Annotated in this window: 16 protein-coding genes; 12 read left to right on the forward strand and 4 right to left on the reverse strand. The window is 57.8% G+C overall.

The window, feature by feature from the left end; genetic code table 11:
• The first annotated feature begins 44 nt into the window (after window positions 1-44).
• From EUB48_RS04260 to EUB48_RS04300, 9 genes are all read left to right on the forward strand, one after another.
• Window positions 45-1,448, forward strand: a complete 1,404-nt coding sequence (locus EUB48_RS04260) for a TIGR03013 family XrtA/PEP-CTERM system glycosyltransferase (RefSeq protein WP_274595970.1) — start codon at window positions 45-47, stop codon at window positions 1,446-1,448.
• Between the two features lie 4 nt (window positions 1,449-1,452).
• Window positions 1,453-3,579 carry an XrtA/PEP-CTERM system histidine kinase PrsK gene (prsK, locus tag EUB48_RS04265; protein ID WP_142817766.1) on the forward strand — a complete coding sequence of 709 codons (2,127 nt, stop codon included), beginning with the start codon at window positions 1,453-1,455 and terminating at the stop codon, window positions 3,577-3,579.
• Window positions 3,576-4,937 (forward strand): PEP-CTERM-box response regulator transcription factor, encoded by a 1,362-nt coding sequence (gene prsR, locus EUB48_RS04270; protein WP_142817767.1) that lies wholly within the window; start codon window positions 3,576-3,578, stop codon window positions 4,935-4,937. Before prsK ends, prsR begins: the two co-directional genes overlap by 4 nt.
• 76 nt (window positions 4,938-5,013) lie before the next feature.
• A complete protein-coding gene (gene prsT, locus EUB48_RS04275; protein WP_244618325.1) occupies window positions 5,014-7,761 on the forward strand; it encodes an XrtA/PEP-CTERM system TPR-repeat protein PrsT in 2,748 nt (915 codons plus the stop codon).
• 179 nt (window positions 7,762-7,940) lie between these two features.
• Window positions 7,941-8,564: a hypothetical protein gene (locus EUB48_RS04280; RefSeq protein ID WP_142817768.1), complete on the forward strand. Its 624-nt coding sequence runs from the start codon at window positions 7,941-7,943 to the stop codon at window positions 8,562-8,564.
• 56 nt (window positions 8,565-8,620) lie between these two features.
• Entirely contained in the window at window positions 8,621-8,905 is a 285-nt protein-coding gene (locus tag EUB48_RS21815) for an HPr-rel-A system PqqD family peptide chaperone (protein ID WP_274595964.1), read from the forward strand.
• Entirely contained in the window at window positions 8,902-9,819 is a 918-nt protein-coding gene (locus tag EUB48_RS04290; RefSeq protein WP_142817770.1) for an HprK-related kinase A, read from the forward strand. Before EUB48_RS21815 ends, EUB48_RS04290 begins: the two co-directional genes overlap by 4 nt.
• Window positions 9,816-10,925: a nucleotidyltransferase domain-containing protein gene (locus tag EUB48_RS04295; RefSeq protein ID WP_142817771.1), complete on the forward strand. Its 1,110-nt coding sequence runs from the start codon at window positions 9,816-9,818 to the stop codon at window positions 10,923-10,925. Before EUB48_RS04290 ends, EUB48_RS04295 begins: the two co-directional genes overlap by 4 nt.
• Before the next feature lie 86 nt (window positions 10,926-11,011).
• Window positions 11,012-11,797, forward strand: coding sequence for a S1C family serine protease (locus EUB48_RS04300; protein ID WP_142817772.1), 786 nt, complete (start codon window positions 11,012-11,014; stop codon window positions 11,795-11,797).
• A gap of 18 nt (window positions 11,798-11,815) precedes the next feature.
• Here EUB48_RS04300 and EUB48_RS04305 read toward each other — a convergent pair whose 3' ends face one another.
• A complete protein-coding gene (locus EUB48_RS04305) occupies window positions 11,816-13,138 on the reverse strand; it encodes an N-acyl amino acid synthase FeeM domain-containing protein (RefSeq protein ID WP_142817773.1) in 1,323 nt (440 codons plus the stop codon).
• Window positions 13,139-13,342: 204 nt separating this feature from the next.
• Window positions 13,343-14,203, reverse strand: coding sequence for a transglycosylase SLT domain-containing protein (locus EUB48_RS04310; protein WP_244618328.1), 861 nt, complete (start codon window positions 14,201-14,203; stop codon window positions 13,343-13,345).
• Between the two features lie 336 nt (window positions 14,204-14,539).
• Here EUB48_RS04310 and EUB48_RS04315 point away from each other — a divergent pair, with 336 nt between their 5' ends.
• The 3 genes from EUB48_RS04315 (at window position 14,540) to EUB48_RS04325 (ending at window position 17,689) form a co-directional block, all read left to right on the forward strand.
• Entirely contained in the window at window positions 14,540-14,893 is a 354-nt protein-coding gene (locus tag EUB48_RS04315; RefSeq protein ID WP_142817774.1) for an H-NS histone family protein, read from the forward strand.
• An 870-nt stretch (window positions 14,894-15,763) separates the two neighbouring features.
• Complete coding sequence (locus EUB48_RS04320; protein WP_142817775.1) at window positions 15,764-16,135, forward strand: helix-turn-helix transcriptional regulator; 372 nt, start codon at window positions 15,764-15,766, stop codon at window positions 16,133-16,135.
• A 393-nt stretch (window positions 16,136-16,528) separates the two neighbouring features.
• Window positions 16,529-17,689: an IS30 family transposase gene (locus EUB48_RS04325; RefSeq protein WP_142817776.1), complete on the forward strand. Its 1,161-nt coding sequence runs from the start codon at window positions 16,529-16,531 to the stop codon at window positions 17,687-17,689.
• A gap of 88 nt (window positions 17,690-17,777) precedes the next feature.
• Here EUB48_RS04325 and EUB48_RS04330 read toward each other — a convergent pair whose 3' ends face one another.
• Window positions 17,778-18,395, reverse strand: a complete 618-nt coding sequence (locus EUB48_RS04330) for a class I SAM-dependent methyltransferase (RefSeq protein ID WP_142821086.1) — start codon at window positions 18,393-18,395, stop codon at window positions 17,778-17,780.
• A gap of 121 nt (window positions 18,396-18,516) precedes the next feature.
• The gene (locus tag EUB48_RS21600) at window positions 18,517-18,729 is read right to left on the reverse strand and encodes a GDCCVxC domain-containing (seleno)protein (RefSeq protein WP_142817777.1); all 213 of its coding nucleotides are present in this window, start codon (window positions 18,727-18,729) and stop codon (window positions 18,517-18,519) included.
• Between the last annotated feature and the right edge of the window lie 157 nt (window positions 18,730-18,886).

The raw sequence follows: 18,886 nt of genomic DNA on the forward strand, positions 1-18,886 counted from the left end.
GGCGTAAGTCAGGATAAGGGCCGCGCCTGCGGCCTGGCTTGGCGATGGGGAGCTTGAGCATGATAAAAATTTTCAATTGTTATTTTCATAAACGTACGTTTTTCCACATCCTTCTCGACCTGGGTCTGGTGTCGTTTACCGTGGTGGTTGCCATCCTGTACCAAGTGGCTGGCGTGGGTAACCAGCCGGTCGTATCCATCCTGTGGACCACAGCGGTCTTGTTCGCGCTCGCGATCTTGCTGATCAATTCGAGCCTCGGACTGTACGATCGGGTGCATAGCCGCACGGTGAGCCAGACGAGCGCTCGCGGAGCGATTGTGCTGCTCCTGGCGCTGCCCCTGTCTTACGGCATTTTTCATCTCTCCCCGGTGAAGCTGCAAAACGGCAAGGTGTTCATGCTGGTTCTGTTGGGCGGGTTGATCATCATGCTGATGCACCGTATCTATGCGACGCATATCGGACCGCGTGCACTGATACGCCAGCGGGTACTGATTTACGGCTCGGGCAAGGGCGCCAGACTGGTCGGCCAGACCCTGAAAAAGTCGGACCCCAACGTCGATCTGGTGGGCTACTATGCCAGCCCCAACGAGGTTGTGACCGAAGTCTCGGGCTGGGCGGTTTTGCCGCGCGACAAATCATTGACCGATGTCGTGCAGCAGGCGCGGGTCGATGAGATCGTGGTGGCCCTGACCGAGCGCCGGGGTGGCAGCATGCCGATGCGCGAACTGCTTGACTGCAAGCTGCAGGGGGTGCGGGTGGTTGACACTGCCACCTACTTTGAAATGACACTGGGCCAGATCAGGCTCGATTCGGTATCTGCTGGATGGCTGATTTTTGGCGAAGGATTTGACCAGGGCGTGATGCGCACCATCACCAAACGCCTCTTTGACATCGTGTGTGCCTCTGTATTGACGGTGGTCGCCTCCCCGATCCTGCTGGTGGCCGCGGTTTTGATCAGACTCGAGAGCGCTGGTCCGATCTTGTATCGGCAGGAGCGCGTGGGGCTGAACGGGCGACTTTTTAGCGTGGTGAAACTTCGCAGCATGCGCACCGACGCCGAGAAAGACGGGAAGCCGGTATGGGCCTCGGCGACCGACAGTCGGGTCACACGGGTGGGCCGGTGGTTGCGCAAGGTCCGCATCGACGAGTTGCCGCAGCTCTTTAATGTTCTCAGGGGCGACATGAGTCTGGTCGGCCCCCGCCCGGAGCGGCCGTTTTTTGTGGACAAGCTGACTCAGGAGATACCGTATTTTGCGGTGCGCCAGAGCGTCAAGCCTGGCGTGACGGGATGGGCGCAGGTGCGCTACCACTATGGAGCCTCAGTTGAAGACGCGGTCGAAAAATTGCAGTACGACCTCTACTACGTTAAAAACCACTCCCTGTTTCTTGATCTCGTGGTGCTGTTTGAAACGGTGGGCGTGGTTCTGATGGGCAAGGGCGCCCAGTAGCACCATGGACAGCGACAACCTCGTCCTGACCGCATGGAGCTATGGCCTGGTCGGGCTGGCTTACACGGGCTTTGCCCTGTGGCTGCTTCAGACCGGCTATTTGCGTTCGCTGCGCGACTGGTCCAAAACAACGATCCTGGCGGCGATCACGTCGAGCGCGCTGTGGGGCTGGTTGGGGCTGGCGTTCTTGTGGACGGGCATGCCAGCCTTGCTGTTTTTCAGCATTCTGGCGGACATTGCCAGGTACGGCTGCTGGTATGCATTTTTGTTGATTTTGCTGGGCGCAAACGGCGCCAATGGCGCCGGCGCGATCGGCAAACCAGCCAGCATGCGCTGGATGGCACCGGTTGCCGTGGCGGTGGTGTGCTTCGGGTTGCTGGCGCTGCTGCTCAGCACCTTGCATGTCAGCGTTTTTGGCCAGACCTCACGCTGGATCCTGTTTGGCGAGATGGTCTCGCCGGTGTTTGCGCTGGTCTTGCTGGAGCAGGTGTTCCGCAATGTGACGGAAGACTCGCGCTGGAATATCAAACCCTTGTGCCTGGGCTTGTTCAGCGCATTTTTGTTTGATTTGTATGTGTTCTCCGAAGCGGTTTTATTCAACCGCCTGGACACCGACGCCCTCAGTATTCGTGGCGCTGTGCATACCCTGGTCGTTCCGCTGCTGCTGCTGTCCATGGCGCGGCGCCGCGACTGGATTTCCAAAATCCATATGTCGCCCAGAGCGGCTTTCCAGACCGCCACGCTGCTGATGGCCGGCCTGTATCTGACATTCATTTCGGCGGTCGGTTACTACATCCGCTACTTCGGCGGCGATTGGGGGCGTGCGCTCCAGTTGGGCCTGATGTTTTTTGCACTGATGGTCCTGCTGTTTCTGGGCTTGTCGGGCGCGATGCGTGCCAAGCTGCGGGTATTTTTGAGCAAGCATTTTTTTCGCTATCGTTTTGACTACCGTGAGGAGTGGCTGAAATTTACGCGCACCCTGTCGGCCCAGAATTCGCCGCAGGAGATGGGCCAGCAGGTGATTCGGGGTCTGGCGAACATGCTGGAGAGTCCCGCTGGCGGTTTGTGGCTGAGAGCGCGTGGCGGTAGCGGGTTCCAGCAGACCGCGCGCTGGAACCTGGCACAGACGGTGGAAGTCGAGGGTGTCGACTCGCCGCTGTGCCAATTCATGGCGACCAGCGGCTGGGTGATCAACCTCGAAGAGTACCGCTCTTATTCTCGCCGTTATGGGCAATTGAAGCTGCCGACCTGGCTGCAGGAGCTGGCGCATGCATGGCTGGTCGTGCCGTTGATGGCGGGCGAGCAGCTGATTGGTTTTGTGGTGCTGGCCAGCGCGCGCACGCGCGTGGACGTGAACTGGGAAGTCAATGATCTGCTGAAAACAGCAGGTCGGCAGGCGGCCAGCTTCCTGGCGCAGATGCAGGCGACCGAAGCGCTGCTGGAGGTGCAGAAATTTGACGCCTTCAACCGCATGTCGGCTTTTGTGGTGCACGATCTGAAAAATATCGTGACGCAGCTCTCGTTGATGATGAAGAATGCCAAACGATTGAGTCATAACCCCGAGTTCCAGCAGGACATGTTGACGACGGTCGAGAACTCACTGGACAAGATGCGGCAGATGATGATGCAGTTGCGCGAAGGAGCGACCCCGCCCGGGACTGCTGTCGGGGTGAATCTGGGCGCCATCATTGAGCGTATCGAGGCGGTTGCGGCGGGGCGGGGCAGAAAGCTCGAACTCCAGCTGGACGGCCAGGTTGTCACTCGCGGCCATGAAGAGCGACTCGAGCGCGTGATCGGCCATGTGGTGCAAAACGCCTTGGATGCCACGGACGCAAACGGCCGGGTCTGGCTGACGCTGGAGCGTGTGAGCGGTCAGGCAAAGGTGGTGGTGAAGGATACGGGAGCGGGCATGTCGCAGGATTTCGTTCGCGAGCGGTTGTTCAAGCCATTTCAGACCACCAAGCAATCTGGCATGGGGATAGGCGCGTATGAAAGTTTTCAGTATGTGCAGGAATTGGGGGGGCGCATCGAGGTTGGCAGCGAACTGGGGCGTGGCACCACCATCACCATACTGTTACCCCTGTTTGAAACCCGGAACGAGTCGGGCCTTCATTTGCTGGAAACTTCATGACCTCGGAAAAAACACGTTCGTTGCTGATTGTGGAGGACGACCTGTCACTGCAGAAGCAGATCAAATGGTCGCTGGACCGCTTTGAGTCGGTGACGGCCCATGACCGGGAAAGCGCGCTGCAGCAACTGCGCAAAAGTGCGCCCGCGGTGCTGACGATGGACCTGGGCCTGCCGCCGGATGCAGACTCGGTCTCCGAGGGGTTCAGGCTACTGGAGCAGGTCATGGCTTTTGACCCGGACATCAAGGTGATTGTCCTGACCGGGCAAAACGACCAGGCGAATGCCTTGCGTGCCGTGGCCATGGGTGCTTACGATTTCCTGGCGAAGCCGTTCGAGCCCGAGTTGCTCAACCTGACGGTGGAGCGGGCCTTCAAATTGTTTGAGCTGCAAAGCGAAAATCGGCGCCTGCAGGGCATGTACCAGCCCGACGCCCTGTCGGGCCTGATGACGCGCGACCCGGAGGTGCTGCGCATCTGCCGCACCATCGAAAAAGTGGCGAGCAGCAACGCCACCGTCATGCTGCTCGGTGAAAGTGGCACCGGCAAGGAATTGCTGGCGCGCGGGCTGCACCAGTCGTCGCCACGGCGCGCGGAAAAATTTGTGGCCATCAACTGCGCTGCCATACCGGAAAACCTGCTGGAAAGCGAGTTGTTCGGGTATGAGAAGGGCGCGTTTACCGGTGCATCAAAAACGACGCTGGGTAAAATTGAAATGGCCCATGGCGGCACGCTGATGCTGGACGAAATCGGCGATCTGCCGTTTTCGTTGCAGGCCAAGCTGCTGCGGTTTTTGCAGGAAAGAACCATAGAACGCGTGGGCGGCCGGCAGGAAATACCGGTGGATGTGCGGATCGTTTGCGCCACCCACCAGGATTTGAATGCGCTCGCCAAGGAGAGCCGATTCCGCGAGGACCTGTATTACCGGCTGGCCGAGATCGTGGTCAAAATCCCGCCGCTGCGTGCCCGCGTGGGGGACGCGGCACTGCTGGCGCATGCTTTCGTGCGACGCTTTGCACAGGAGCAAAAGCGCTCCGCCATGACGCTTCGTGAAGACGCCGTCAGGGCGATTGAGCAATATTCGTGGCCCGGCAACATCCGCGAACTTGAAAATTGCATCAAGCGTGCCGTCATCATGGCAGAAGGCAGTCAGATCTCCAGTGAAGATATCGGCCTGGCAGACTCCGTAGCCGATGAAATCGACACATCACTGGATCTGCGCAATATTCGTGACAATGCAGACAAGCAGGCGATCATTGCAGCTTTGGGCCGCGTCAATGGCAACATGGCCAAGGCGGCTGAATTGCTGGGAGTGACGCGGCCTACACTTTACGACTTGATGTACCGGCTGGGTTTGAAGTAGCTTGAAACCACAACCTGAATTTTCTGAATCCACTTTAAGGGTGTTAACAATGACTTCCGGAAAACCCTGTAGATGCATGACAGTGCCGGCACTGCTGGTTGCGCTGGCGCTTGCTGGCTGCGGTCAAAAGCCTGAAGCGATGATCGTGTCTGCCAAAGAGTATTTGGCAAAGAACGATCGCAAGGCGGCGGTTATCCAGATCAAAAATGCGCTGCAGAGTGATCCGAACTTGCCGGAGGCGCGTTTTTTGCTGGGCACCACGCTGCTCGAGAGTGGCGATCCTGTGGGTGCGGAAACCGAATTGCGCAAGGCGCTGGACTTGAAATATCCGCAAACAGCGGTGATTCCGCCATTGGCACAGTCCATGCTCGCTCAGGGGCAGGCCAAAAAAATAACCGATGAGTTCTCCGGTACGGTACTGGGTGCGCCGCAGGCCAAGGCAAGCCTGCAGATGACGCTGGCTTCCGCCTATGCCATGCAGGACAAACCCGACCTCGCACAAGCGGCTCTACATGCCGCGCTGGCGGCTGCGCCCGGCTACGCGCCGGCGCTTGTCGCCGAGGCAGGGGAAAAGGCGCGCCGGGGCGATTTCGATGGGGCACTGGCCATGGTGGACGATGTGCTTGCCAAATCGCCCAGGAGTTTCGAGGCATGGAAGCTCAAGGGCGATATTTTGTTGTATGCCAAAAAGCAGGATGACGAGGCTGTGGCGGCTTACCGGAAATCCCTGGAAATCAAGCCGGATTTTCTGGCCGGCCATGCGGCCCTGGTCACGACCTTGTTGCAGCAAGGCAAGATGGCGGAAGCAGACAAGCAGATCGAGGCATTGAAAAAGTTGGCGCCGAATCAGCCACAGACCAAATACCTGGAGGCTCAACTGGCCTTTCAGAAAAAAGATTTCAAATCGGCGCGGAACTTGACGCAGCAGGTGTTGGCGGCCGCGCCCGCGAATATCCAGGTCTTGCAATTGGCCGGTGCCGTGGAGCTTCAACTGAATGCATTGCCTGCAGCGCAGGACTATTTGAGCCGCGCCCTGCAGGCTGCGCCTAACCTGGCCCTGGCTCGTCGCCTGCTGGTGGTGACCTATCTGCGCTCCGGGCAGCCGGCCAAGGCGATGACGACTTTGCTTCCCGCGTTGAAGCCGGACACCACCGATCCCGAACTGCTTTCGGTGGCCGGCGACGTCTATCTGCAAAATGGCGATCTTAAACAGGCGCAGGACTACTTCGAGAAAGCGGTACAGCAAGCACCCAAGGATGGCAGGAAGCGGACCGCCGTGGCGCTGACCCATTTGATGCAAGGCTCCACAGACACTGCATTTGCGGAATTGCAAAATATTGCCGTCTCCGACCCGGGTACCACGGCGGACCTGGCCTTGATCAGCGCACACCTGCGGCGCCAAGAGTATGACAAGGCATTGAAGGCCATCGACGGTCTTGAGAAAAAGCAGCCTGACAAACCCCTGGCCGCATTCCTGCAGGGCAGAACGCTGCAGGCCATGCGAGACACCGCGGGTGCACGAAAAAGCTTTGAACGGGCCTTGACGATAGACCCGAACTACTTTCCGGCAGTCGCCAGTCTGGCCGGTCTGGACGTTGCCGACAAAAAACCTGACGACGCCAAAAAGCGGTTCGAGGCGGTTTTGCAGAAGAACCCCAAGAGTGGCCAGGCTTGGGTCGCGTTGGCCGAACTGGCGGGAGCGTCGGGAGCCAAACCGGATGAAGTCGCCAAGCTTTTGGGTAATGCAGTGACGGCCGACCCTACCCAGGCAACGCCACGTCTGCTGCTGATTGACTTCTATCTGCGCAATAAAGACGTCAAACAGGCTTCATCGGTAGCCCAAAATGCCGTTGCCGCATTGCCGGACAGTCCTGAGATACTCGATGCGCTGGGCCGCACGCAGCAGGCGTCGGGTGAACTCAATCAGGCCGTAACCACCTACAACAAACTGGCCGACATGCAGCCGCTGTCGCCGCAGCCGTTCATGCGCCTGGCGGGCGTGCACATGGCAGAGAAGAACAAGGATGCTGCAGCACAGAGCCTGCAAAAAGCGCTGGAGATCAAGCCGGATTTTCTTGAGGCGCAACGCGTGCTGATCGTGCTTGATCTGGATGGAAAGAGGACACAAGCTGCGCTGGACGTGGCGCGTACCGTGCAAAAGCAACGGCCCCGAGAAGCCGTTGGTTATGTGCTGGAAGGCGACATTGATGCCTCGCAGAAAAACTGGGATGGCGCTGCGACGGCTTACCGCGCCGGGTTGAAGCAGGTGAATTCGCCCGAATTGGCCGTCAAGCTGCATTCCGTTTTGCTGGCATCCGGAAAAGGCGCAGAAGCAGACAGGCTTTCATCCACCTGGCAGAAGGACAACCCCAGGGACGTTGCTTTCCTGTTTTATCTGGGTGACCGGGCCATTGCGCTCAAGGACTACGCAGGCGCCAGCCAGCACTTTGCGGCCATCGTCAAATTGCAGCCGAACAATGCCGGCGCCTATAACAATCTGGCATGGGTGAGCGCCAAGCTTAACAAGGACGATGCCATCGGCTACGCCGAGAAGGCAAACGTGCTGGCGCCCAATCAGCCGGCCTTCATGGACACCCTGGCCATGTTGCTGGCGGACAAGGGCAACTATGCAAAGGCGCTGGAGCTTCAAAACAAGGCGCTGGCCCTACAGCCGGGAAATACCGCGTTCAAACTGAATCTGGCGAAAATCAATATCAAGGCGGGCAACAAGGATCTGGCCAGGAAGGAACTGGAGGAGTTGGGCAAGCTGGGCGATACGTTCACGGCGCAGGCGGAAGTGGCAATGCTGCTGAAAGGCTTGTAAGAGTGTCGATTATTTTTACAATTGTTTCGATTCCCAAGAGTTATTCCTAAAATAACTATATGAATCAAGGGGGGCGAGCGTGAGGCACGAAATATGCTACACATTAATTAAAGTGCAGGGTTATGGAATACGTTTTCGGTGACGCTTGGGCGGCCACCTGGTGTGGCAAGGAAATCTAAATGGCCATTGAAAAGACGAAATCGACAGATCAAGACGAAGTAGAGACAGAAGCACAAGCGCTGTCACCGCAAGCCGTTGCCCGTCGCCACATGTTGCTCAAGAGCTTGGGCAAGGGATCGGCCGTTCTGGCGGCTACGGTGCCTATCCAGACCCTGGCGGGTCAGAGCCTCCTGACATTTGATGGCAAGCATCAATGCAGCGTCTCCGGCATGTTCTCCGGCGTGCATTCGACAACGACAACCAGTGAGACGTGTGGTGGCTACAGCCCGGGGTGGTGGGGGCAAACGACTACGGATTCCAAAGGGCAACTGGTGCCAAAACGTCAGTGGCCCACCGACCCCAATGCATTGTGCCGGGACATTTTCCGGGCGAGCACTTTGCTGAATCCTGACGGCAGTCCACCGACGCTCTTTGAGGTGATGTCCCCAGGTGTCGGAGGCAAGTTCTCGAATACCGATGAGTTTCACTGGATATGTGCTTGGCTGAACGCACTTTCACATAGTTTTAACTTTCCATACTCCGGCGATCAAGTTTTGGCGTTTTACAATGCCGGCTCCGGATCCAAGACATACCAGGATGCATTGACGTTTTTCAAAACATACATGGAGAACCATACGCCGTAAATGATGATAGGCCGAGGATCCATTTTTCATTCATTGATTGGCGAACAAGCAGTCCATTGTCTATAGTCTGGCATCTCAACGAACTTGCATCACTTCACTGGAGATGCTGGGGTGATGAGTGGGTGGTGTTCGACGCTGGCTCCGGGCAGACCCATCAGATGGACACACTCACTGCCGCGACGCTCCTGGCCGTCGAGGCTTGTGCAGGCTGCATTGACCAGTTGGTATCGCGAATCGCCAGCGAGTTGACGGTTACCAACGATCATGAACTGTCAAATGCGGTGCGCGGCGTTTTGGAGCGGCTGGCTACGACGGGTTTGATCGAGTCAACACTGCAATGACCTTGTCGGACCTAAGCCCAGTCGAAGTTAGTCGTCGACTTGGCGGCGGGGGGCTCACCATTCGAACGGGCCCCTTCAATTTCAGGATCGTCTCAGGAATTCAGTCTGTGGCTGAAGGTTTGGCTGCGCTTTATTCAGATTACCCTCTGGCTGACGATCATGAGTTTGTTGACTTCACGGTGACCCTGGCTCGCAGCCGCGGCTTGCGGCGCTGGTGGCGGCCGCAGGTGAAATTTACCTATGATGGCCAGTCTCCATTTGCTCCCCTGCCCGTTGACCATGCTTTTCCCCTGCTTGAATGGGCAATGAACTGGTGCATATCCACGCAAGCGCACCAGTATCTTTGTCTGCATGCCGCGGTGATCGAAAAAAAGGGCTTGGCCGCCATCATGCCGGCGCCCCCAGGCTCGGGAAAAAGTACGCTTTGCGCAGGCCTCGTTAGCCGGGGCTGGCGGCTGCTGTCGGATGAGCTGACCCTGATTTCGCTGACGGATGGTTTGATAGTGCCGCTGGGCCGACCCATCAGCCTGAAAAACGAATCCTTGGACGTCATCAGGCAGTTTGTGCCGGGCGCCGTCCTGAACCGGGTAACGCATGACACTTCCAAGGGATCGGTCAGCCATATGAAGGTTCCCGTTTCCCATGTCAATCGGTTGAATGATCAGGCTCGGGCGGGCTGGGTCATATTTCCGAAGTATGTTCCTGATGCGGGAGCTGAACTGACTGCACGCTCAAAAGCCAATAGCATGCTGGAGTTGGGGCGCAATGCGTTCAACTACACAGTGCTTGGACTGGCTGGCTTTGAAATGCTCGCCGATGTTGTCTCGGCAAGCGATTGCTACGACTTCACATACAGCCGGCTTGACGATGCCGTGTCGGTGTTTGACAAGCTTGCAGAGGGAAGATCGGCATGAGGAGTCTGCTTGCGCAAGTGTGGGCGCAACCAAACGAGCAACCCGCATGGACTCTGTCAAAGTGGGAAACTGTTCTGGGCCAGGCGAGACAGGCCCGTTTGCTGGGTCGCCTCGCACGGCACTATGCGGATCATCACTGGCTGGTGACAGTCCCAAAGCAGCCGCGCCAGTACCTTGAAGGCGCGCTGAGACTGATCGAGCGCCAGCACCATGAAGTGCAATGGGAGACGCTCTGCATTCGTCGCGCGCTGATGGGCGTCGATACACCCGTCGTCATGCTGAAGGGCGCGGCGTACTTCGTCGCAGGGCTACCGCCCCGGCATGGTCGATTGTTTTCGGACATCGACATCATGGTCAAGAAGGAGTGTTTGCCAGAAGTAGAGGGTGCACTTTTTCGACACGGCTGGATCAGCGAAGAGCGGGATGCCTACAACCAGCGTTATTACCGCGAGTGGATGCATGAGATACCGCCCATGACGCATGTGCAGCGCGGCACGGTGATCGATGTCCACCACACCATCACGCCGCCAACCTCGCGCTTCAAGGTCGACGGCGCCCGGTTGCTGGAGTGCGCGGTGGCGATTGACGGCTGGGAGGGGGTGTACGTCCTGGCACCCGTGGACATGGTGCTTCACAGTGCCGTTCATTTGTTCCAGGAAGGTGAATTCAGTCATGGTCTGCGCGATTTGCTCGATATCAACGATTTACTGCTGCATTTCGGCACGGACGCGGGGTTCTGGGGCGCGCTGTTTGCCAGAGCCCGGGATCTGGGACTGGGCGAGCCGCTGTTTCACGCCTTGCACCATACCCAGCGCCTCTTTGGCACCCGTGCACCGCAGGAGTCGGCCCAGGCGCTGCAGGACATCCGGCCGAACTGGATCACCCGCCAGCTGATGTCTGCACTGCTCAACCGAGCTTTGCAGCCGCTGCACCCGAGCTGTGACGAGCCTGGGAGCAACCTTGCGCGCTGGCTGTTGTATATCCGTTCCCACTATCTGCGAATGCCCTGGTATCTGATCGTTCCGCACCTGACCCGCAAGGCTTACATGCGCTACTTCCCGAAGAATGGCAAGGCCGCGATGAATGCGGATCAGGTTGTCCGCTGAGCGTCAGGGTTTGACCTGTCGCGCGGTTTGTGTATAAGGGAGTTGCGCGAGGGGTGGCATCCAACCAAACCATTGGGGAGCGAAAGATGAAGTGCAGAGTGTTTTTTCTTTTTCTTGCCGGCCTCCTGCTGACCGGGCTCTCGCGGGCCGACATGATCAGCACCATTGCCAGGGTAAAACCGTCCGTGGTGATCGTGGGAACCTATAAGGCTACGAATAATCCGCGATTCACGCTCCGAGGTACCGGTTTCGTGGCGGCCGCCGGGGATGCGGGCAGCAGCAATCTGGTGATCACCAACGCCCATGTCCTCCAACCTCCGGAGGAAAAAGATTTCGACGCGGCCTTGGTGGTCCAGGTCAGGGTAGACCAAAACCAATGGCAGATGAGGCCCGCAAAGGTGCTCGAAATTGATGCGGTTCATGACTTGGCCATGCTGCGTATTGAAGGGCCGGCGGTGCCGGCGCTGCGTATGGGAGACTCAACAGCTGTTCAGGAAGGAAAAGCCGTCGCGTTCATGGGTTTCCCCATCGGGGGGGCGCTGGGTTTTTCACCAGTCACGCACCGCGGCATGGTGTCGTCCATTGTCGCGGCGGCCATGCCGACGCCTTCGGCTCGGCAACTCAATGAAAAAACAATCCGCAGCCTGCGCTCTGGCGGCGATTTTGATATTTTTCAGCTCGATGGCACGGCATACCCCGGTAACAGCGGCGGCCCCTTGTTCGATCCAGACACGGGCGACGTGCTGGGTATCGTGAACATGGTGTTCATCAAAGGAACCCGGGAATCCGCACTGACTCATCCATCGGGAATCAGCTACGCCATCCCTTCCAGGTTTATTCAGCAGTTGTTGCAACGGGGCAAGTCCGATTGACCCCAAGGGCCGGGCCACTCAGTCTGCCAAAAATCGGCTGGCGTTGTCCAGGTCTTCGTGGGTCATGCCGGACTTCAACACACCGACAAATTTTCGCCAGGGAAGGTCGGGCTCTATTAGTGTGAATCCATAGAAGCCGCGAAGCCCCTTGTGTTTACCGCGCACGACCATGGCCTGGGTCACCGACTTTTCTTCTTGCCCCAACAGAATGGCGGCCTCACCCCAAATGTTGGAGGGTAGGGGCACCCTGGAATGCGCCAGAAAGCCATGCTCGGAAAGCTCTACCACCTGCAGATCGTAGACGTCCGTTTTTTCAGGGCCAGTGACAGAGAAGCTGCCGGGGCATTTGAGTGAATACCGTTGATGCTTGCGGTGGCGAAGCCGGAAGTCTGACTCCGAAAAAGTGGTCGGTAGTACCTGTTTATATTCCGGGAGGTTGTAGATGGAATGCAGCAACCCCTTTTCCCTTTCACTCAGATTTTGAAAAGTGGGAGTGCATTGGTTGAAAAAATAATCGAGTAAATCCGGCGTGATCACCGGATCATTGGTTGTGAAGTAGCGCCGGCTCGGCATCTTGATGTTGGGCAGCCTGGTGCGCAGGAAATACCGATAAAGATTCTTGCGTCTTGGCTTTTTCCCGTACACCCGCTTGAAAATTCCAGGCGCCAGGCGCAGGTCGACGCAGGCGCCCACCGCCGGCGCTCCATTGGCGAAGTCGTAATGGTCAACCGGGTTTTCCTTCAATCTTTCAAAGAACAGGAGAGACTCGTACATTTCAATCCGGTTGGGATTGACGGCAATCACAAGGTGCCGGGTGTCGAACAAAGTGGTGCAGTATTCATACATGAATTTCATCAACGGAAACAGGATGGTTCCCCCCGTGTTCCTGAACTTCGGGTGCACTGCCAGCGCTGATACTTCAGCGATCCTGCCTTTGTGTTCGCGAATCTCTTCCAGGTCAAAAATCGACTGCAAGGGGAAGCCGAAAACACTTTCACGGATCAGCGAAATGGTCCCGACAACCATGCCGTCGAACTTGGCGCATAGCGTGGTTGTCGTAGGTAACGCGTGGTAAATGGTAACGCGCATGCCCGATGGGTCGGGCTGCATGAAGCCGCTGCCAACATAGGCGTCATGAAGGAGCCGGAAGCACGCCTCCAGTTCTTCCCTGGTTTCTGCAATCTTGAGAACCAGTCGGTTGTCGGGATGGGGGTCGCAATCAACAAACGACCGGTACACCGTAAACCGCAGGGCTCGCGGGAAGAAGGAAAATGCCCTTCGAAGCGTTTGATGCAAAAGCCTTTTTGCGATTGAAGTGATTGGTGTGTGCGAATTTTTCATTCATGGAGGTCAAAAACGAGGGGCATTCTCCAAATCTCCATGTGCCCCACCCGATTGCAGGGTATCGACAAATTCTCTCCAGGGTAGATCGGGTTCCCGATCGTAAAGCCATCAAAACCGCTGAGGCCGTTGACCTTGTCGCAAACTGTAATCGCTGTCACCGTCTATTTTTTTCAGATTAAGGCAATGAGGGAGAAGGCCGGGTCACTGTTTCGTCAAACGGGTGGGCCGAGGCGCCGACCGACTTGAGTATGCGCTGCACATAAGCCTGGGTTTCCAGGTATGGCGGAACCCCCGATAGCGTTCGACCGTGCCTTCGCCTGCATTGTAGGCAGCGGCGACCAATGCCACGTCGCCCCGAAAATAGGCGAGCAACCAGCGCAGGTAGGTCAGACCACCCCGAATATTCTGCACCGGGTCATAGGGATTTTTTACGTTGAAGCGCACGCTCGTTTGCGGGATGAGTTGCATCAGCCCCTGGGCGTTTTTGGGCGATAGTGCCAGGCTGTTGAAGTTGGATTCCGCGGCGATGATGGCCAGTGCCAACTGCGGCTCCACCTGGTACTGAGGAGCCATTTTCGTCACCAGATCAAAAATTTTCCGCGGGGCAATTGTCCGGTAATCCACGCTCGGCTGCGCCGCAGGCGTAGCGGGCGGCAGTGCGGGATCATGCATGCAGTCGGGCACCTCGCCGGTGGGAGCGCCCACTATCTTCAGCATGCGCTGCGCGGCTTCAAGCCCCTGCTCGGCGGCCAATTGAAAAAAGAAAGCGGCCACCTGGTCGCTGCGTTCCAGCCCGCGCCCGTTGGCGTACATCCATCCCAGGTTGTATTGCGCCTGGGCGTCGCCCAGGCGTGCGCCCTTGCAGTACAGGGCACTGGCCAGAACAGGGTCGCGCGGCACGCCTTCGCCGTGCTCATACGCAATGGCCTCCATGCGCAGCCTGAAAATCAGATCGCCATCAGCGGCAGCCCCCTTGGGCGTGGAGTCCCCGCCCTGTGCCGCCACGGCAGCACAGAAGGTCGCCATCAACACCGGCAGGAAGCGTGAAAAGCGCATGCGCATGGTTACAAGTATTCTCGCTTTTTTCGCGTTTGTCACGCTACACCCTAGAAGTAACCCTGCCAATCAGAGCGGTGCATCAATGAAAACTCCGGGAATCACCGGTGAACTTCCACATTGTCAGTCCAGGGCCCGCGCAATGGAGCCGCCCAATTCGGTCGCGCATAGGGCAGTCGTCCAGTGATAAAAGGGAAAAAATATGCAGATGGCCTTGCCCTGGATTGAGTCAGGTCCTTTGAAGACAGAAATGTTATTTGGCTCGTCCTGCTTCATCTCATTGAGCGCAGCTGCGGCAAGACTGAGCTATGCTCTGCCCCTTTTCTAACAAAGGAATTGACGATGGCGAAAACCCTCACGCAATTGAATGCCCAGATTGCCAAGCTGCAAAAGGAAGTCGAGGCCGTTAAGGCCAAAGAAGCAATCGGTGTTATTGAGCGAATTAAAGAGGCGATTGCGCACTACGGCCTTACGGCCGCCGACCTTGGCTTCTCGAGACGAGGCACCAAGGCTGCCGAGACGGCCGGCAAAGTCGTTGCGAAGAAGAAGCGCAAGAAGATGGCGAAGAAGCCGGCGGGCGTTATTCGGTACCGCGATGAAGCGGGTAATACATGGACCGGCCACGGCAAACGACCGCGGTGGTACCTGGCCGCACTTGAGTCGGGCAAAACGCCGGAAGATCTCGAGGTTAACTAAGACAGACCATCGATTTCATTGGAGAAATCTGATCGGGGTGAGAGGATTCGAACCTTCGGCCTCTACGTCCCGAATGGCCTCAGATGGTCAAAACGGGCGTTTTGCAGCCCTTTTAGGCCACAAAGCTACATCTTACTTCGTACTTTCGCGCAGATGCACGCAACTGAGCGAAGTACCAATTGGAACAGATTTGGCACAGATTTGGAACCCCACGGCTCATCAAGTCCGAATCCGAGTCCAGCGAAAGACGTTTATCCAAGCCCATAGGGCGGCAGGCGCAACCGGAACCAACCCGGGGGAGTTCGGCCGCTCAAGGGGTTTGCCTTGGGTCCACTATCGGCGCTCCCTGAGACTGCCCCTCCGCCCAAAGCTGAAGATGGCCGGACTAATGCGTGGCTCGTTCAGCTGTTTCGACTTGCAACTTGCTGCCTGTTTTGCGGCCAAAATTCACGCATCCCGGTGCAGCACCATCATTGCTTGATGCTCGTGTAGCGACCGGGCTGCTCGTGTTCCCGCCGACTGACATTGGATATGTTGGCGGGTCCAGGGCGCCGGGCAGCACGGGGCGGGGCGCACCATCCGCGTTGGGGTTTGCGGCGCCGGCTCTGAGTCACGCTCAACATGACACATACCTGCCCGTGCCGTGGGCAGGCATTTCGGCTCATCCCTCCCTATGGGCCGATGGGCAAATGCTCCGCGGGAGCGTGCGTCACCGAGCGCTTGGTCCCGAGTGCGTCGCGAAACTCGAGGTGATGCCCCGTTCACGATGACCAGCGCCAGTGACGCATGCGTCTTGGGCTAAAGGCCGGGCGGTACCTAAAAGAAAGCACTTCCTACACATCGCATCAACAACTTTTGTGAGATGTGCGCATGTCTGAATCAGCGCTTCCCGAATCCGCGCCTTCCAACCCCCAGTCGGAGGCTCAAGCCCCCTTCAAGCTGCTGACGCGTCAGGATGTTGCCGCCATATTTTCCGTGTCGGTGCGCACCATCGAAAACTGGCGCGCCGAGGGGGCTATTCCACCGTCTGTCCAAATCGGCGGCCGCGTCTACTGGCATCCTGACACATTTATAAAAGCTGTGAATGAACTCTGCCCACCGGTCACTTGGGAGACGGCACATAGCGCGAAGTCGACCAAGACTTTCGTGAGCACCGGCGTTCGGCCACCGAAGGGAAGCGTCGCGCTCTCGAAAAGTAACGCGCGCGATGAGCGCCGGATAGCGAAATTGATGGCCGATTGATGGTTGTGTGGGTCACATGTCCGTCAGTTGCCCGGGCCTGCACCGAGCCCGACAAGCCACCTGAATTCGGCGTCCATAAAAACGCTCATGATTGAAGTGGGCATCTTCAAAATGGCGATGACTGCGTTTCAGGCCGCACTATTCACCTGAATAAAAAGTGAGCATTTGCCCCGGGGCGCCGAATTTCAATCGAGTATTTGGCCATTGGTCGACTTGCGCCCAGGCATCGGGAATTCAAGCAATAGGGGAGCAAGAGTACGCGACTATAGGGCCCGAGCGATGAATCGGCTAAGTGAGCGAGTTGTGTGCTTGGTGAAGTTCCGCTATGCGCGGCGGATTCAACCAGTCGATGCAACACACTATGACCCGCCCCGAGCGGAAGGAGTGTTGCAGATGAAATACCGGAAACGAACCTACTACACGGACAGCCAGAAGGCATTGATGTGGGAGCGCTGGAAAGCTGGCTGGACGCTTCATCAGATCGCTCGCCTGTTTGATCGATCGCACGGGTCTGTACGAGGCATCCTGGCTCAGACGGGCGGGATTCGCCCGCCCGAACGGCATCGTTCGAGGCTGGCGCTGACGCTTGCTGAGCGAGAGGAAATCTCTCGCGCTCTGATGATCGGTCACTCGGCCCGTGCGATCGCGGCGCGAATCGGACGAGCGCCCTCTACGGTTAGCCGCGAGATCGAGCGCAATGGCGGGCGAGCTGGCTATCGAGCGAACCAGGCCGACAGCGGAGCTTGGGATCGGGCACATCGTCCCAAGCTCTGCAAACTGGGTGAAAACCGTGCCTTGGCGCGCGTCGTGACCGACAAGCTGCGCACGCTGTGGTCGCCGGAGCAAATCGCTGGGTGGCTCAAGCATACTTATCCGTGCGACGAGACCTTTCACGTGTCACACGAAACCATCTACCGTAGCCTGTTCATCCAAGCGCGTGGCGCCTTGAAGAAGGAGCTGCTGGAGCACCTGAGACGTGCACGCGGCATGCGTCGCTCTCGTCATCACACGCAGAAGACGGCGATCCATGGGCAGATCGTCGATGCCGTTTCGATCAGTGAGCGCCCCGCCTCTGTCGAGGATCGGGCAGTGCCTGGGCACTGGGAAGGAGACTTGATCTGCGGCAGCGCCAACAGCCAAATTGCGACGCTCGTTGAGCGCCAAACGCGATACGTGATGTTGGTGAAGCTGGAAGGCAAAGACACGCAGACGGTCGTGAACGCGCTCATCAAGAATGCTCGCAAGCTGCCGCAGGAGCTCTACAAGTCACTGACCTGGGACAGAGGCACGGAGATGCATGGACACAAGCAATTCACGATGGCCACTGACATCCAGGTTTACTTCTGCGACCCACGGAGCCCCTGGCAACGCGGAAGCAACGAGAACACGAACGGGCTGCTCAGGCAGTACATGCCGAAGGGCATCGATATCTCGGGTTACTCACAGGCTCAGCTCAATGCGATCGCGCGACAATTGAACGAGAGGCCGCGTAAGACGCTCGGCTTCCACACGCCCGCTGAGATGTTCAGCGAATCTGTTGCATCGACCGGTTGAATCCGCCGCCCTTAGCGGTCGCTTGACCCTGCCTAAAGCGGACGGACGCGCGACGCACGATTCCACTTTGCGGCGCCACCCTGTCGTCTCACGACGACTTGATGCAATAGCAGTAAAGAAACTGCTGTGTCGTGCCAAACGGAGTCTGATGTACCTCCATTGCGCTTTCTATAAGCTGGAATGCGTCGCCAAACTCACTGTGCAACCCCTCAGAGTTGTATCGGACCACGTCAAGACCACTGCACTTGGTGGGCCCTTCAGGCCCAAACGTCGCCACGATGACATGGCCTCCGGGCTTGACGGCACGCATGACGAGACGCACATAGGCTCTGCGCTGCGTGTCGTCCGTCAGAAAATGAAAAACCGCACGGTCGTGCCACACGTCGTACCGCGCCGTAGGCAAGGCGACATGGGCAACGTCAGCGACCCACCACGTTACTGCATCGCTGGCGGGGCCAAGCCGAAGCCTCGTTGCATCGATGGCCACCTGCGAGATATCGAGCACACTGAGGTCACGGTAACCTACCCTGAGCAAATCATCGACCAGGGTCGACTCGCCGCCCCCCACATCAATGACGGACATTCCACGATTCGAGGCGGCCTTTTCTATCAGCGCAAGCGAGCGCTCCAGATGCGGGCGAAACCAACTGACCGCGTCCGGCGCCCTGGTCTGATAGACCTGCTCCCAGTGATTTTGGGCGCTCATTCTTTCGTCCTTTTGCATAAAGACACTAACTCGAAATCCGTTCGACTCGCGATGGTGCTTCCGGTCCCCAAACGCGTTGCTGCGCCCATTCGGTCTGCGACGAGAGTCTGCAGTCGGCTCATCAGCCGCAGCATCCTCGCTGCTCCTGCATCGGTGGGCACCTCACGGTGCCGTAGGAGCAATAAACGCAACAGTCCCCCATCTTCGGGCGCAACAACGCTTTACAGTTCTCGCATTCGTAAAAGAACTGGCAGGCATCGGTTGGCATCGTTTCCTGCTTTGCATGGCCGCAGTGCGGACAGGTCAGGATTGACTCAAGAATCGCTGTATTCATGTGGGCTGCCTTCGCGCAAATCTGGTTCCCATGGGCGGTAGCCTCTTTGTGGACTTGAAAAAATCGAAGCGTTGCGAAGCAAGCCTCGTCTGTCATCATTCACTTTGCCATCTCAATGTGCGTGACGACTAATTTTTCTCAAAATTATGAGACTTTG

The sequence above is a fragment of the Rhodoferax sediminis genome (assembly GCF_006970865.1).
GTDB classification, from domain to species: Bacteria; Pseudomonadota; Gammaproteobacteria; order Burkholderiales; family Burkholderiaceae_C; genus Rhodoferax_A; species Rhodoferax_A sediminis.